Below are 15,486 nucleotides of genomic sequence, written 5' to 3' on the forward strand. Positions count from 1 at the left end.
TTAGAGAACAAAAAGAAGGATGACAGCTTATTTGCAAGTTGTCATCCCTCTTCACTGTCTTCCCGGCAGTCAATAGCTGGAAGCTATTTTATTTCCTGTAATGCTTCAACGGCCCGGTCGACTACGATATGGCTGCCACCTTGTTCTTTCACGTTTTCCATCATCATGGAAATTAAGAGGTCTTCATCTTCAGGATAGGTGACGAACCAACCGTTTTCCTCGGCATTTTCATCGTCCAGGCTTTTTTTCAATTCGGCCGTTCCTGTTTTCCCGGACAAATTGATGTCCAACGAAGCTGCACTGTGCGCCGTCCCGTTCGGAGCGGACACGACCTTGCGAAGTGCATCGCGGATTGTATCGATGTTTTTCCCGCTGACGATGCCTTCCTTCCAAACCTTGCTGTCTTCTTCACTTTCTTCCAAGGTCGGCTGAATCATATTACCGTCGTTTAGCAAAATGGTGTAGGCAACTGCCAGATGCAGTGCACTCATTTCCAATTGGCCTTGACCGTAGCTTGTGTCGGCCAACATTGCTTCACTATCGATTTCACCATTATTGGAAACGGTCGAAGCCTCGATTGGATAGGTGTAAGGGAAGTCTTCCCCGACACCAAATTGGTTAAGGCCGTCAATCAATTTGTCGGAGCCGATTTCCAGCGCCTGCTGAGCGAAGTAAATATTATCGGATCGGACGAGTGCATCTGTCAAATCGACAGGGCTGCCTTCAGATACCCGTGTTACACGATAGTCACCCCAGGACTCATCTTTTTGCCAGGTGAGACCGTTGATTTCGATTGCTTCTTTCGGATCGATTGCCCCTGTTTCAAGTCCGATTGCTGCGGTAATCGGTTTAATCGAAGATCCTGGGGCAAAAGTAGCGCTGAAACGGTTTTGCAGCGGCTTTTGTTCGTCCTCCTGCAATTCTTTCAGTCTTGATTGACTGATGCCATATGCAAGTTCGTTAGGATCGAATCCAGGTGCACTCACAAGTGCGAGTGTTTCACCGGTTTTCGGCTGTATAGCAGCGGCTGTCCCTGTTTGATCCTCGTACGAATCGTAAATCGATTGCTGGATATCTGCATCAATGGTGACCGTGATATCTTCTCCGTCTTTGACTTCCTTCTGGGTCAGTATCTGGTCTTCTTCTCCTTCTTTCGTAACAGCAATCGTCACTCCGGATTCTCCCTTGAGACGGTCTTCAAACAATAATTCCAATCCTCGTTTTCCGATAACGTCTCCATTGGAATACGCACCCGGCTCTGCTTCTTCCATTTCTTCTGCAGTGACAGAGCCGATATATCCGACCAGATGAGAAGCCGACTCCCCGTATGGATAAACCCTGCCGGTGGTAGTTTGGCTCAACACCGGTCCTAGTTCAAACAAGGCATCCAGTTGTTCTTTGTTTGTTTTTGGTACTTTTTTCAGCGGAACAAAGGAGTCATCTTGCACCCATTCAGCGTTCAAAGCTGTATTGATGGAATCGACATTCATTGCTAGAAGGTCGGCTATTTCTTTTTTTGTTTCTTCTGCGTTTTCCCCGAATTCCCCGGGAACGACGCCGATTTCGTAAATTTCTTCATTTATTGCAAGTCCGTTTTGATTCCGATCGAAAATCTCCCCTCTTTCAGGAGACTCGCTTTGGAACGAAATTTCCCCGCCATCCTTCAATTGCGGAAAAATGTAGCCTGGATCCCAATTGACTACCCAGTCAGTCTCTCCATCTTCATCTTCTATCTTGTTCATCGTGGCTTGATAATCAAAAGATATCGGTCCACCGATGGTATCCATTTCAACTGAAAGCGGGAAAGAAGCTTTATCTTCCTCTTCGCTGTTTTCTTCCCCTTCTTCAGGTTTTTCATAGCTGACACTCAGATTTTCCACATTTAAATCGTTATAGATTTTTTCGTACCGATCGACGAATTCCTCGGTTGGGTAAGCCTCTTTAGATTCGGAAGAAGCCATTTTATACATAGCTTCAAAATCCTTATCGTTCCAGTGTCCTACAAATTCATCCATCCGTTTTTTGGGGGTGACTTCATCGTTGGAACAAGCTGACAGTCCCAATATCAGTGTAACCATTGCTAGCAAACTATAAATTTTTCTCACGTAGTGAACCCTTCCTTTCTTTTATCGTTAGCGGGCTTGCATATGTTCCTTCAGTTCTGCGTGCAGCCGTGCCAATTCTTCATCCTTGACCATGTAGTACCAAATGCCATCATCCAGTGTTTCTCCGGATCCCTTGATTTCCAGTGTATCGATTGTTTTACGGGTCTGGCGGTAATTGGAATACACATTCCGGATATTTTCCATTTTCATATCGGTCCGGACGTTTCCTCCGATAATATCAAGAATTCGGCCGATCTTTGTGAAATTGGAGAAGTTAGCTGCCTGATCCAGGGAAGCCTGAATGACTTGACGCTGTCTCTCATTCCGTCCCAAGTCCCCCTGCGGATCTTTTTTTCGCATTCTCGTATAGGCGAGAGCTTCTTCGCCATTCAAATGGATTTCTCCTTTTGGGAAATCCATGCCATCCCGAGTGAAGGCGAAACTATTTTCAACCGTCACCCCGTTCAGAGCATCGATGCCGTCCCGGAACCCTTCCATGTTTATCTTTATATAAAAATCGATGGGGACATCGAAGGTTTGTTTGACCGTCTGGACAGCAAGTGCAGTACCGCCAAAAGCATACGCGTGATTGATTTTATCCATTCCCTCTCCGGGGATCTCGGTGTATGTATCACGGGGGATGCTCATCATCACCATAGAATCGGTATTTGGATTGGCGGATACCAGGATCATCGTATCGGAACGCCCCTGGTCATTGTCGCGTTCATCAACTCCTAGTAATAGGAAATTCAACGTCTTTTGTTCGTCATCGGTTTTCGTGACAGTATCGTCGTCAGATGAATTTGATTGTCCATCGGCGGTTTGATTGTTTCCTGACTGGTTGTTCGTGCCGGTTTCCTCTGATTGTTGTTCTCCGTTCAAGGGTTCATGGATATTTTCAACAGTGTCTTGCAACTTTTCGTATAAATAGATTCCGTATCCAGCCGCCGCAATAAGCACTACTAATAATACACCGCCCAACCAGAGCAGCAAGCGCCGCCGATTTCCGCGCTTTTTCCTGTGCGTCTGCCGTGCCACTGCATAACCCCTTTTTTATTGTTTAGTTAAAAGATTCCAAAAACCATTATACCCCATTAACCCGGCCAACGTCTAAAACAGAAACCAAAAAAACTGTGAATTCAGAAGGAAAGGAGAAGAGATCGATGCAGGGTCGATTCGGGGTCAGCGATTCGGGGTCAGGATTCGGGGGTCAGTCCCCGCTTCGGTCATTAAACGCTTGAAAAGGTAGAAACAATTAAAGGAGGGTCAGACCCCCTAAATGGCAAAAAGCCGATATTATAGGGTTTATAGTGAAATAACGGGGTGAAGCTCCTGTTTTGGGGACAGTTCCCCGTATCACGGAGAAGTCGTCTATATTCTATGTAGGACTTTTACGGGGACTGACCCCAATACTGGTCCCAAAGGCTGCTAATTGGTTATTCCACGGGAACAGCGGTGATAACATAGCGCTGAGGGGCATTGCCTAAATAGGAAAAGGGATAGCAAGTTGTCAGTGTCAATATTTCTTCCGGTGCAGTGGGCTTGATTACGGTTCGGTCATCGGCATCGACAACTCTGGCGCTCTTCATTTCATAACGGAACTCCCCGTATGGAAGCCTGACAATAAATATATCACCGACTTCTACTTCTCCCATCCGTCGGAAAACGGTGTCTCTATGTCCGGAAAGGACAATCTGGTCATCTTCGGCTGGATATGCTGTTCCTTTATAATGACCTACTCCTTTTTCCAAATCATCTGGATCGGTTCCCTCCACAATCGGCAGTTCAGCGCCTATTTTTGGTATTGACAGAATCCCGGCCGTTTCTCCTTGTCCCGGAAGATACTCAGCCGTGTTGGCTGCTCCTTGTTCGGATGTTTGAGCGGTATTCATTCTTTCATTCGTTTTCTCTCCATTCAGTAAAGCATGAGCATCAGCAAGACTGTTTTGCTGGGCACGTTCTGTGTGCATCAACTGTATGAATCCGCAGCTCAATAATACAATTCCAGCAATCATTACCAGAAACGCTATTTTTTTCACCCGGTTCATCTCTCTTTCCCATTTCCGATTTATTTTTTGAAAGCAATAGAAATCCGTCAATTTAGCTTACTTGCAGTTTAAATTTACCAGTTTTCCGTAGGCAAAACAACAGACAATAACCTTTGTGATTCGCTAATCTTTTCAAAGTGATCCTAGCAGATATATCACATTAGGGCCATCTGCCCGGAATATTGTTTCGGAAAAACGCCAGAAAAAAGAAACAACTTCGAATAGAGCGGTATTTTGTCATTTTAATGGGAGAATTTCATTACTTGCTGTTTTTTTGCCCTTTACAAAACTAGTAGTTATTAGACAAAAATACCCCGTAGGAAAGCCATGGGAAATATAGTATATTTTGAATATAACATTGCTTCTTCAGTAAAAAGGCAAACTTATTGAAAAGTAAGGACGCAAAGCAACAGATCTAAAGCGCCTAGGTGCAAGGATGGCTGTGCTGCCTGACAGAATATTGGAGGGTAAATTGTATGTTGAAAACGGTAGACGATAGAGTTTTGGATAAAGATTGGGTAAACCTGATGGAAGAAGCAAAGCAAATCGGACTGGAACTAGAAGACGTCAGGCTCTTTTTAACACAACACACCTCCATGAACAGCAAATAACTGTGATTGTTTTTTGTGCTTTATATAGAACCATTCACCTTTCTTATGATATAATCTGGTTGAAAGAAGGTGAATGGCCTTGATCGGGGATAAAATCAAACAATTACGTCAAGAGAAAAAAATGTCCTTATCTGAATTGGCAGAACAAGCTGGTGTGGCCAAATCATACTTGAGCTCTATCGAAAGAAACCTGCAAACCAATCCCTCTATACAGTTTATGGAGAAAGTCGGCGCTGTATTGGGAGTGTCCATCAACGAACTGCTAATGAAGGAAGACAGCGAAGAAATGAAGAAGCAGTTGGACGAAGATTGGTTGGAACTCGTTCAAGATGCCATGGACTCAGGAGTTTCAAAAGAGCAATTCAGAGAATTTCTCGAATTTAACCGTTGGAGAATCAACCAGGAAAAATAAATAAGAATAGAAAAACTGACACCCGGAGGGATGAACCCCTCTGGGTGTTTTGCGTTTCGTGGGGAAAAAATTTATATAAAAGGGTCAGTCCCTCATCTTATTAGTACGGTAAATCAGTAAAGCATTGTTTAACAAAAGGAAAACCTTGGGGGACATAGGCCAAGCAGGTTTTAGATGGTAAGTCCCAAGAATTTTCAGGGACTGACCCCCATTCTGGTAGAGCGGTAAAGGAATGGTATAAATGACAGATTGAATTAATTGCATGAAGGAAAGTGGGAGATGCAGCTCTTGTAAAAGCAGTGTTTCCGGATGTTGCCGATTTGTAGGACGAGAACAGATTTTGCTTTTCATCATAACCGTACAAAACAGAGCATGGAGCCTTATGTTAGGTGCATGTTTCTTGGAGATTATCCTTGATGGGAGAGGGGTTGTGAATCCGCTGAGTCCGAGATTACCGTGATTAGCATTCGTGCAATAGGGGTATATGGATTGGTAGAATCCTTCATATTGGCAGGGTTGAATGTGATCTTTATATTGAAGCTTTGTTTTTATACCGCCTTCAGAAAACAGTTGAATTCCAAATTAATTACATTCACAGATAATCTCGTTTTTTACTAAAATCGAACTCGCTTGTTGGTAGGGGATGAAGTACTGGAGAGAAGAGGAACCAACCGGCAATTGAGTGTAGCCTGCTAAAAAAATAAAAAGCCGCCTGAAAAATTTGTCAAATTTTGAAAAAAACATCGCTTTTTTGTCCCAGAAGATGGTATAGTAATGATATTATGTTTCAAAAAGTTTAGTTGTCAGATTATTCTGTTATTTAAAGTGATTGATAGATTGATAGAAAATTGAGGTGAAAAAATGAAAGAACAAGAGTTATATAAAAATGTATTGACTAAATTAATTGATAAAACAGAGAGTGCCCAAATAAATGATTCCCATGAATTTATCGAACATTTAATCAGGGAATTGAACCAGAATCAAGTATTGAAATCAGATAATGCCTAATGAAGAAAAAAGCGTTGAAACGATTCAACGCTTTTTTCTTTGCATGTTGGCTTTATCGCTCTACCAATATACCAAAGTGGGGGACTGACCCCACTAAATCCTGCCGAAGCATAGAAAAGGGTTTTTGGAAATATTGTCGAATGGTATGTTTGTAAATAGAAAATGAAAGGAGAAATGCGTATGGCGAGATTGTCGAGAGCATGGATTCCGGGTGGAACTTACCACATCACAGCCCGCGGGAACAGGAAGCAAGCCTTGTTTAGAGAGGAGGAAGATTTTCGGCAGTACTTAGAGATCCTTCAACTTGTGAAACAAAAATATCCATTCATTTTGCATGCCTACTGTCTTATGCCTAACCACATCCATCTCCTCGCGGAAGCCACTGATCAATCCCCGAGCAGCTTTATGAAAATCCTGCACATGAAATACGCTATTTATTTCAACAATAAATATGATTTAGTCGGACACGTTTTTCAAGGAAGGTTTCATGCCCATTACATCACCTCTATACAATACTTCCTGCATGTTTCCCGCTATATCCATTTAAATCCTTGCGCTGCCAAAATTTGTACCCTCCCCGAACAATACCGCTGGAGCAGTTACCATGAATATATATTTCCCGAAATGCACAAAAGAATAATAGAGCCAAATAAGCTGTTATCCTATTTCTTCGAACCAAGAAGGCTCCATTACCATGAGTATGTCAATGACAGGAAAACAAAAGTGACCGCTTTGGCTCCGGTATTGCCAGGTCCTATCCCGGAAGACCAATAATTTTTGGTTTTTATTTGGGGACAGTCCCTCTATAATAGGTTTAGCCGAATATTGCGGAGGGAGGAACTGTCCCCTTACAACAAATTGGTATAGACATCTATATATCATTGATGTTATACTTTCTACAGCGTTTTCAAAAACAGCAAGAGGAGTGGATGAAATGTTAGCGTTTTTACAGCGGATTGGTAAATCACTAATGTTCCCGATCGCTATGCTTCCTGCTGCGGCTTTGCTGGTTAGACTAGGTGCCGACGACATGTTGGATATCCAGTTTATCAGCCAAGCTGGAAGTGGGATATTAGATAATCTGGCACTTATTTTCGCTATTGGTGTCGCAATGGGATTTGCCAGGGATGGAAGCGGAGCTGCTGCTTTGTCGGGTGCCGTTGCTTTCCTGGTACTGACTGGCGGTGTAGGATCCTTTGGGGATGATTTGGATATGGGAGTGTTCGGTGGTATTATCGCCGGAATTGTTGCGGGTCTTCTATACAATCGATATTCCAATATTCAACTTCCAGACTGGCTGGCGTTTTTTGGCGGTAAACGATTTGTTCCGATAATTACAGCAATTGTCATGGTAATATTATCTGGTATCTTCGGAATCATCTGGCCGCCAATCCAAGCAGTAATCAATGGTCTGGGTGAATGGATGCTTGGTGCGGGAGCACTTGGCGTCGGAACATATGGTTTCTTCAACCGGTTACTGATTCCAGTCGGTTTGCACCATGTGATCAACACCCTCGTCTGGTTTGACTTTGGCTCGTTCGTGCCTGATGGAGCCTCTGAACCGGTACGTGGAGAAATCAACCGATTCTTGAAAGGAGATCCATCAGCAGGAACTTTCCTTGCCGGTTTCTTCCCTATCATGATGTTCGGTCTGCCGGCAGCATGTCTGGCAATGTATGCCGCAGCTAAAAAGACACGCCGTGCAGCAGTCGGCGGCATGTTGTTCAGTATCGGTTTCACCGCATTTTTGACAGGTGTAACAGAACCAATAGAGTTTTCGTTCATGTTTTTGTCTCCACTATTGTATGTAGTGCATGCCGTATTGACCGGTATATCCATGATGGTTGCTCTATGGCTCGATGTCCGGCACGGGTTCGGTTTTTCGGCAGGTTTTATTGATTATGTGTTGAATTTCGGCATAGCCCAAAACCCGATCATTCTGTTTATACAAGGATTGGTCTTCGCCGCGATTTACTTTGTCGTTTTCTACTTGTTAATTATCAAACTTGATTTAAAAACACCTGGTCGTGAAGACGAGGACGAAGAACATGCCGACGAGAGCGGGATCGCTTCAAAAGGCGGCAAGAATTATGATGCAAAAGCATATCATTACTTACAAGCTTTAGGCGGTCCGGAAAATATCAAAAATCTGGATTATTGTGCAACCAGACTACGTTTGGAAATGAACAACATGGAGCAAGTCGACGAAAAGGCGTTAAAACGGCAGGGTGCCAATGGTGTCATGAAGTTGAACAAGCGTAACTTACACGTCGTGGTCGGAACTACCGTTGACTTCCTGGCAGAAGCAATGCGGAAGCGGATGGAAAACAATAACATGGAAGCTCCCGGAGAAGAGTCAGTAAACGATCAGGCAGAGGGTAACAAAGAGGCTCTAGGAGAACTTAGCGGCGATGATTTTGTTGCTCCGGCTTCTGGGAAAATGATCGATATCACTGAAGTCCCGGACGAGGTCTTTTCTCAGAAAATGATGGGAGAAGGATTTGCGATTGAGCCGGATGAAGGCTTATTTGTCGCTCCGGTTGACGGTGAAATTATTAACGTTTTCCCGACCAATCATGCTGTCGGAATTAAAGCCGAGAGCGGTCATGAAGTCCTTGTCCATGTTGGACTGGATACGGTGCAGCTTGGAGGCAAAGGCTTTGAGGTTTTTGTAAAAGAAGGTCAGCAAGTGAAAAAAGGAGACAAACTTCTTCAGGTTGATCTTGCCTTTATTAAAGAAAATGCAGCTTCCACCATTTCGCCTGTCATCTTCACGAATCTAGAAGAAAATGATCAAGTGAACCTGGTTCAAACCGGAAGCATCAAAGCGAACCAAGCCAATATCGTCGAAGTAAAGTAAACATAATAAGAAGAAGCATACAAAACCCCCGGCTGTACCTCAAACAGCCGGGGGTTTCGTGTAGGTTCGGGGACTGACCCCAAATAAGAATGAAAACCGAAAAATGAATGATTCACTGGCATAGGGGACTGTCCCCCGTTCTGCCCCCCGTTTCAGCCATAACCTGTGGAAAATAAATTAGGGGGTCAGTCCCCTGGCCGATATAAAGCCCATGGAATCAAGTATTTCAACATTAACGCGTACGAAAAGGCCGCTATAGGGACTGACCCCACAACGGCCTTTTTCACTCTGGTAAGGCTTAAAATGAACAATCGGGGACTGACCCCAAATCCCCAAATCCCAGCAGACACAAACTCCCAGACCCCACATCGGAGCCTGTGCTGAATTCACTCAACTTGTTTCAGCGAGGCATCTGGAGTTTGAATTTGTATTTGTCTGCACGGTAGGCGGATTTCACGTATTCGAACGGTTCATCATTGCTTAAGTAGGTGAGTCGTTCGATCAATAAGACGGGATCGCCTGGATTCAGCTGTAGGTGTTCGATTTCTTTTTCATTGGCAAGTGCCGATTCGATTTCCTGATTGGCATGTTTGATGGTGAACCCTAATGTGCTTTCAATATAGTCATAGAACGACGGAGCAAAGTCATCTCTCGTCATGTTCCCAGCGATTTTTTTTGAAGTATAGATGGTTTCGACGGCCAGTGGCGCTTGATCCGCCATCCGGATCCGCTCGATTTTAAAAATGGACGCGCCTACTTCCACCGCAAGATTGGCGGCCAGTTTTTCATCTGCTACAATCTCTTCAAAACTGACTAGTCTGCTGGAAGGTTGGAGGCCGCGAGCCCGCATATCCTCACTGAAGCTGGTCAGTCCCTGTAAATTTTGCTCGAATTTTTGCTCGGCAACGAAGGTGCCTTTGCCTTTTTGCCGGAACAGCAATCCTTCAGCCGCCAGATTGTTGATCGCCTGTCTGACGGTCATCCGGCTGATATGATGTTTCTCGGCATATTCCCGTTCGGAAGGGAGCAGTTCTCCCGGCTTGAGCTGCTCGGTTTTGATCAGCTGTTTGATTTCTTCTTCCAATTGATAATATATAGGTAACGGCGAATTTTTATCGACCATATCCTTCTCCTTTCATCAGTTGGCTTGTTTGGGAAAACTAACGTATCTTTAAAAATTTTATCAAAATATTCGGGCTAAGTATATACTTATCTTAATGTATAGACAACTATATCTCATTATGATACCTTAAAAGTAACTTCAGGCGATGATTTTTGCAATAAAATGAAAAGAGGCGAGCGACAGTGGCGAAGGAAAACACGTTACTTATAAAAAATGTCAAGGTTTTCGCGGAAGAAGAAGTCATCGAAAACGGATATTTGATAGCTGAACAAGGAAAAATAACGGAAATCGGCCACATGAGTCAACTGAAAGATCACAAATTCACGACAGCGACCAATATAGACGCGAAAGGTCTCAATGCCGTCCCGGGATTTATCGACGGGCATATTCATGGTGCCGACGGTGCTGACGTCATGGATGCGACCCCGGAAGCATTGGAGACCATGGCTTCAGCCCTCCCAAAAGAAGGAACCACCAGTTTTCTTGCAACGACCATTACCCAATCAGAGGACAATATCCACCGCGCATTGGCGAACGTGGCATCTTATCAAAACAAGCCGGCACAAGCTGAAATCATCGGCATCCACTTAGAAGGACCGTTTATCGAGGAAAAGAAAGCAGGTGCACAGCCGAAGGAGCACATCCTCGCTCCGGAGGTCGAACAATTTGAAAAATGGCAGCGTATTTCCGGTAATAAAATCAAGACGATTACGATGGCTCCGGAAAAAGACGTGGAGGGAGCACTGATCAGGTATCTCGCCAGTCAAGGCATTAACGTTTCGGCAGGTCACACCGCAGCAACGATTGCCGATATGCGAATAGCGGTCGAGCACGGTGTCAGACAGGTTACCCATTTATGCAACGCCATGTCGCCGATTCATCACCGGGATATCGGGGTGGTAGGAGCGGCTCTCACTTTGGAAGAACTGAAAAGCGAGTTGATTGCCGATAAAATTCATGTCTCTCCGGAAATGATCGGTTTCATTTACCAAAACATTGGCAGTGAACGGCTCCTGCTCATAACCGACGCGCTCCGGGCAAAGTGCTTGCAACCGGGGACCTATGATCTTGGTGGACAGGAAGCGACGGTAACAGAGGACAGGGCGACGTTAAGTGACGGAACCCTGGCCGGATCAATCTTAAAAATGAATCAAGGCGCGAAAAATATACTGGAAACAACCAATGCGACGTTGCGGGACATTATCAACATGACGGCAGTGAATCCGGCAAAACAAATCAATATGTACGAGAGAAAAGGCAGCCTTGCTCCGGGCAAAGATGCCGACATTTTGCTGGTGGAAGATGATGTATCGGTAAAATATACGTTTTGCCGCGGAGAATTGGCATATGAGGAGGCGGACAAAAGTGGAAATTAAACAAGTAGAGGACTACCAAGCTATGAGCGTGGCCGGCGCCCAATTAATCATGGAAACAGTGAACAGACTGGAAAAACCGGTGCTCGGTCTGGCGACAGGCTCGACCCCCGAGGGCGTTTATCAACGCCTGATAGAGGCACATCGAAGTGACCAAGTATCCTTCCGGAGTGCGACAACCTTCAACCTTGATGAATATGTCGGAATGCAGGGAAGCGACCCGCACAGCTATCGTTATTTCATGGACGAAAAGTTTTTTGACCATATTGATATCGATAAACAAAAGACTTTCGTGCCGAATGGAGAGGCGGATGATCTAGAGAGCGAGTGCCGTCGGTATGAGCAGCTGCTGAAGGATCATAAAGAAATCGATCTTCAATTATTAGGAATTGGTACGAACGGCCATATTGGTTTCAACGAACCGGGAACTCGGTTTACGACGAAAACTCATGTTGTTGATCTGGCAGCTTCAACCAGAAAAGCAAATGCCCGTTTCTTTGAGAATGAGCAGGAGGTACCAAAACAAGCAATCACGATGGGAATCGCCACCATCATGAATAGCAAGCAGATTGTGTTGCTCGTATCAGGGGAGAAAAAGGCCCGGGCATTAGATCAACTGCTGCACGGTAAAGTATCGGAGGACTTTCCCGCATCAATCTTGCAAAAACATCCCAATGTTCAAGTCATCGCCGACAAAGCAGCATTATCGAAGGTTAGTGTTTAGGCAATCCAGTGATTTTTCACAGAGGGATTGCCTTTCCTCTTTCCTTTAAAAAATTTCCCGGGAAATAATTGTTTTTTGTCGAAAAAACGGTCAAACATCGATTTCCAAGTATGAGTTCCCCTCGGCTGTGATTTCAGCCTGGTCACTGGTCAAATCGACGATCCACTCGGTGAACGCTTCTTCCTGTCCACTTTCGACATAGACGGAGAATTCCACGTTTTCCTGATAGCCAATTTCCTTCAACAAATGTGGCGAATTCCGGAGCTGGTTTTCCAATTTGCCGAGCAGGGCATAGTCGACCGTGATAAGAAATTTTTGCATCAGCTGGCGTTTTACGATGCCGGTTGTCTCCAGAGCCTGGGAGGTGGTGCTCGAATATGCACGGATCAGTCCTCCGGCTCCGAGCTTGATTCCTCCGAAATAACGGGTGACCACAACTGCAGTATCTTTAAGGTCTTTCTTTTTCAAAACCTCGAGAATGGGAACGCCGGCAGTTCCGCTCGGTTCGCCATCATCATTGGCTTTTTGAATAAGGTTCTGTTCACCGATCATATAAGCAGAACAGTTGTGGGTGGCATCATGATGTCTTTTTTTGATTTCACTGATGAATGCTTGTGCTTCTTCTTCGGTTTCTACTCTTTTCACATGGCCGATAAAGCGCGATTTTTGAATAACGATTTCATCGGAACCGTCGGATTTTACGGTAAAATAGCTATTTAGCATCTTGCATTTAACCTCCTAAATCTTCATTATATAAAGTAAGAACAAGTGCCGCAAATAATTGAGAATCTGCTGGCTGCGCGTGTGGGGCTTTTTTGGGCAACTTGGAAATATTTGAAGGAACTTTTTTATGAAAAATTTAGCAGTACAGGGGAAATTACCCCCATAAGCCTGATTTATCCTTCGAATGTACTATGAGGAGATAGGTGGAGAAAGATGACAAAGAAAGCAGATGAGAAAGCATTGGACCATATTATAACTGAGATGATCGATACCGTGGAAAACAGTAAGGATGAAGTCTTTTACATAGGCGAAGAGTCACGTAAAGAATATGAACAGCTGCAAAATGAATTAGCTGAAACAAAGCGTAAGGTCATCCATGTTATCGAAGAAGGCGACGATCTCGAACAAAAAGTGCGGTTCTCCAGAATTAGACTATCCGAAGTTAGTAAGCATTTTGATAATTTTACAGAAAAAGAAATCAGAGAAGTTTATGATCAAACCCATACGTTACAATCCGAGCTGACAATGAAACGGGAAAAAGAAAGAAACCTCCGTGAAAAACGTGATGAAATCGAGCGCCGCCTCCGCTCACTGGAACAGACAGTCAAGCGCGCGGAAGGGCTGGTCGGAAAAATTTCGGTTGTGCTGAATTACTTGAATGATGATTTCAAGCAGGTTTCCGAAGTCCTGCAGGATGCTCAGCAAAAACAGGAATTTGGTTTGAAGATCATTGAAGCACAAGAAGAGGAACGCAGACGTCTTTCCCGCGAAATGCACGATGGTCCGGCCCAGATGTTGGCTAACATCCTTTTGCGCTCTGAACTGGTCGACCGGACTTTCCGCGAGCGGAGTGTGGAAGAAGCTGTCCAGGAAATGAAAAGCATGCGGAAAATGGTCCATACTTCTTTGTCGGAAGTAAGAAGGATCATTTATGATTTGCGGCCGATGGCTCTCGATGATCTCGGGCTTGTTCCGACAATCAAAAAATACCTGACGAATACCGAAGAATATAACCGGATCAAAATCCAATTCACACCGCTTGGCGAGCAACGGCGACTGGATACCAAGTATGAAGTTGCCTTGTTCCGTTTAATGCAGGAATCTGTGCAAAATGCCGTCAAACATTCAGAGGCGAACTTGATCCAAGTGAAAATGGAAATCATGGAGGACAAAGTTGGATTGGTCATCAAGGATAATGGGAAAGGGTTTGAAATGGGCAACAGAAGGGAAAAGTCATTCGGTATCATCGGTATGAAGGAACGAGTGGAAATGTTGGATGGGGAAATCGACATTTACTCTAAAATCAACGAAGGCACTTCCGTCATTATCAATGTGCCGTTGAACCAGCCGGAAGAATAGCAGAAACGAGGATTGTCGTAATTTGTTGACCATAAAATCTTAGAGAAACTGGCACAAATTAATACAAATCCAACTATATCATGTATAATAAAGAGAAAGAGACATGCTGCGACAGCAGATAAGGTTTAGTAACTGGTGGTAGAAATCATAGCAACTATTACAACAAGAGGAAAAATCAACGCGCATGGCGGCGGGAAGCTGCTGCCCCTGTTACATGTTGATTTATTCTGGCCATTGGCGGGCATGCATTTCCCGCTGAAGGAAGTTTCACTTCATGCAATTAGGAGGAGCAGAGTATGACAACCAACATATTACTAGTCGATGACCACAAGTTATTCCGTGAAGGTGTGAAAAGAATTCTAGATTTCGAGCCTTCATTCAATGTTGTCGCCGAAGGAGATGACGGTTCCACTGCTGTGAAGCTGGTGGAAGAGTTCAATCCGGATGTCGTATTGATGGACATCAATATGCCGAATCTCAATGGTGTCCAGGCAACGTCGGATTTGATTGAAAAACACCCGGACATAAGCGTCATTATTTTATCGATCCATGATGACGAGAACTATGTCACACATGCTTTGAAAACCGGTGCGCAAGGATATTTGTTGAAGGAAATGGATTCCGATGCGTTGATCGAAGCAATCAAGGTCGTCAGCGAAGGCGGTTCTTATCTACATCCGAAAGTGACCCACAACCTTGTCCAGGAGTATCGCAGACTGGCAGAGGAAAGTGCCAACAAGCCGGCGGAAAAGCAAATCGATTATCGCAAACCATTGCACTTGCTGACACGAAGAGAGTGTGAAGTGCTCCAGTTATTGGCTGATGGTAAGAGCAACCGCGGTGTTGCGGAAGCACTGTATATCAGTGAAAAAACAGTCAAAAATCATGTCAGCAACATTTTGCAAAAAATGAATGTAAATGATCGGACACAGGCAGTTGTTTCGGCTATCCGGAATGGCTGGGTCGAAGTATTATAAACAGCGAAGAAGGAGCCGGGGTGATCCCCGGCTTTTTGTCGATTCTGTGTGAATCCCTTTTTGGTATGGACGTGATTCTATTAAAAGTAGCGCGCAAACCATTTTTGTGCTAGATTATCGAGGCACCTGCTTGTAAAATAGTAGGTGAGCACAATCGAAAATT

At 44.4% G+C, this 15,486-nt stretch carries 14 protein-coding genes and 1 riboswitch; of the genes, 9 read left to right on the forward strand and 5 right to left on the reverse strand.

Annotated features, from left to right (window positions below):
* Positions 1-83 precede the first annotated feature (83 nt).
* From F6X55_RS10735 to F6X55_RS10745, 3 genes are all read right to left on the reverse strand, one after another.
* Positions 84-2,105, reverse strand: a complete 2,022-nt coding sequence (locus tag F6X55_RS10735) for a penicillin-binding transpeptidase domain-containing protein (protein WP_153463169.1) — start codon at positions 2,103-2,105, stop codon at positions 84-86.
* A gap of 27 nt (positions 2,106-2,132) precedes the next feature.
* Complete coding sequence (locus F6X55_RS10740) at positions 2,133-3,143, reverse strand: LCP family glycopolymer transferase (protein ID WP_153463171.1); 1,011 nt, start codon at positions 3,141-3,143, stop codon at positions 2,133-2,135.
* 398 nt (positions 3,144-3,541) lie between these two features.
* Positions 3,542-4,153, reverse strand: a complete 612-nt coding sequence (locus F6X55_RS10745; RefSeq protein WP_035427028.1) for a class D sortase — start codon at positions 4,151-4,153, stop codon at positions 3,542-3,544.
* Positions 4,154-4,519: 366 nt separating this feature from the next.
* A riboswitch (cyclic di-GMP riboswitch) is annotated at positions 4,520-4,606 on the forward strand.
* A gap of 23 nt (positions 4,607-4,629) precedes the next feature.
* On the opposite strand from F6X55_RS10745, the gene F6X55_RS10750 reads away from it, so the two are divergent.
* The 5 genes from F6X55_RS10750 to nagE all read left to right on the forward strand — a co-directional run bounded on the left by F6X55_RS10750 (position 4,630) and on the right by nagE (position 9,044).
* Entirely contained in the window at positions 4,630-4,764 is a 135-nt protein-coding gene (locus tag F6X55_RS10750) for an anti-repressor SinI family protein (protein ID WP_081704646.1), read from the forward strand.
* 79 nt (positions 4,765-4,843) lie between these two features.
* A complete protein-coding gene (locus F6X55_RS10755) occupies positions 4,844-5,176 on the forward strand; it encodes a helix-turn-helix domain-containing protein (RefSeq protein ID WP_026570991.1) in 333 nt (110 codons plus the stop codon).
* An 861-nt stretch (positions 5,177-6,037) separates the two neighbouring features.
* Positions 6,038-6,184, forward strand: a complete 147-nt coding sequence (locus F6X55_RS10760; RefSeq protein ID WP_153463173.1) for a hypothetical protein — start codon at positions 6,038-6,040, stop codon at positions 6,182-6,184.
* A gap of 180 nt (positions 6,185-6,364) precedes the next feature.
* Complete coding sequence (locus F6X55_RS10765; protein ID WP_051390451.1) at positions 6,365-6,958, forward strand: REP-associated tyrosine transposase; 594 nt, start codon at positions 6,365-6,367, stop codon at positions 6,956-6,958.
* Between the two features lie 160 nt (positions 6,959-7,118).
* Positions 7,119-9,044, forward strand: coding sequence for an N-acetylglucosamine-specific PTS transporter subunit IIBC (gene nagE, locus F6X55_RS10770; RefSeq protein WP_153463175.1), 1,926 nt, complete (start codon positions 7,119-7,121; stop codon positions 9,042-9,044).
* Between the two features lie 400 nt (positions 9,045-9,444).
* Here the strand turns inward: nagE and F6X55_RS10775 are convergent, their stop codons facing one another.
* Positions 9,445-10,167 (reverse strand): GntR family transcriptional regulator, encoded by a 723-nt coding sequence (locus tag F6X55_RS10775; RefSeq protein ID WP_153463177.1) that lies wholly within the window; start codon positions 10,165-10,167, stop codon positions 9,445-9,447.
* A 182-nt stretch (positions 10,168-10,349) separates the two neighbouring features.
* Between F6X55_RS10775 and nagA the strand changes: the two genes are divergently transcribed.
* Entirely contained in the window at positions 10,350-11,543 is a 1,194-nt protein-coding gene (gene nagA / locus F6X55_RS10780) for an N-acetylglucosamine-6-phosphate deacetylase (protein ID WP_153463179.1), read from the forward strand.
* The gene (gene nagB / locus F6X55_RS10785; RefSeq protein ID WP_202616133.1) at positions 11,533-12,264 is read left to right on the forward strand and encodes a glucosamine-6-phosphate deaminase; all 732 of its coding nucleotides are present in this window, start codon (positions 11,533-11,535) and stop codon (positions 12,262-12,264) included. Before nagA ends, nagB begins: the two co-directional genes overlap by 11 nt.
* 90 nt (positions 12,265-12,354) lie before the next feature.
* Here nagB and F6X55_RS10790 read toward each other — a convergent pair whose 3' ends face one another.
* Complete coding sequence (locus F6X55_RS10790; protein ID WP_153463183.1) at positions 12,355-12,987, reverse strand: YigZ family protein; 633 nt, start codon at positions 12,985-12,987, stop codon at positions 12,355-12,357.
* A 213-nt stretch (positions 12,988-13,200) separates the two neighbouring features.
* Here F6X55_RS10790 and F6X55_RS10795 point away from each other — a divergent pair, with 213 nt between their 5' ends.
* A complete protein-coding gene (locus F6X55_RS10795) occupies positions 13,201-14,346 on the forward strand; it encodes a sensor histidine kinase (protein ID WP_026570985.1) in 1,146 nt (381 codons plus the stop codon).
* 296 nt (positions 14,347-14,642) lie between these two features.
* Positions 14,643-15,323, forward strand: a complete 681-nt coding sequence (locus F6X55_RS10800; RefSeq protein ID WP_026570984.1) for a response regulator — start codon at positions 14,643-14,645, stop codon at positions 15,321-15,323.
* Positions 15,324-15,486: the final 163 nt, after the last annotated feature.

This window comes from Sediminibacillus terrae (assembly GCF_009602435.1).
In the GTDB taxonomy this organism is placed as follows: Bacteria; Bacillota; Bacilli; order Bacillales; family Amphibacillaceae; genus Sediminibacillus; species Sediminibacillus terrae.

What these genes read in the sequence shown, in the direction of transcription:
- nagE (WP_153463175.1), top strand. Translation starts at nt 7,119, where the DNA reads ATGTTAGCGTTTTTACAGCGGATTGGTAAATCACTAATGTTCCCGATC.
- F6X55_RS10760 (WP_153463173.1), top strand. Translation starts at nt 6,038, where the DNA reads ATGAAAGAACAAGAGTTATATAAAAATGTATTGACTAAATTAATTGAT.
- F6X55_RS10790 (WP_153463183.1), bottom strand. Translation starts at nt 12,987, where the DNA reads ATGCTAAATAGCTATTTTACCGTAAAATCCGACGGTTCCGATGAAATC.
- F6X55_RS10750 (WP_081704646.1), top strand. Translation starts at nt 4,630, where the DNA reads ATGTTGAAAACGGTAGACGATAGAGTTTTGGATAAAGATTGGGTAAAC.
- F6X55_RS10745 (WP_035427028.1), bottom strand. Translation starts at nt 4,153, where the DNA reads ATGAACCGGGTGAAAAAAATAGCGTTTCTGGTAATGATTGCTGGAATT.
- F6X55_RS10775 (WP_153463177.1), bottom strand. Translation starts at nt 10,167, where the DNA reads ATGGTCGATAAAAATTCGCCGTTACCTATATATTATCAATTGGAAGAA.
- F6X55_RS10795 (WP_026570985.1), top strand. Translation starts at nt 13,201, where the DNA reads ATGACAAAGAAAGCAGATGAGAAAGCATTGGACCATATTATAACTGAG.
- F6X55_RS10800 (WP_026570984.1), top strand. Translation starts at nt 14,643, where the DNA reads ATGACAACCAACATATTACTAGTCGATGACCACAAGTTATTCCGTGAA.
- F6X55_RS10765 (WP_051390451.1), top strand. Translation starts at nt 6,365, where the DNA reads ATGGCGAGATTGTCGAGAGCATGGATTCCGGGTGGAACTTACCACATC.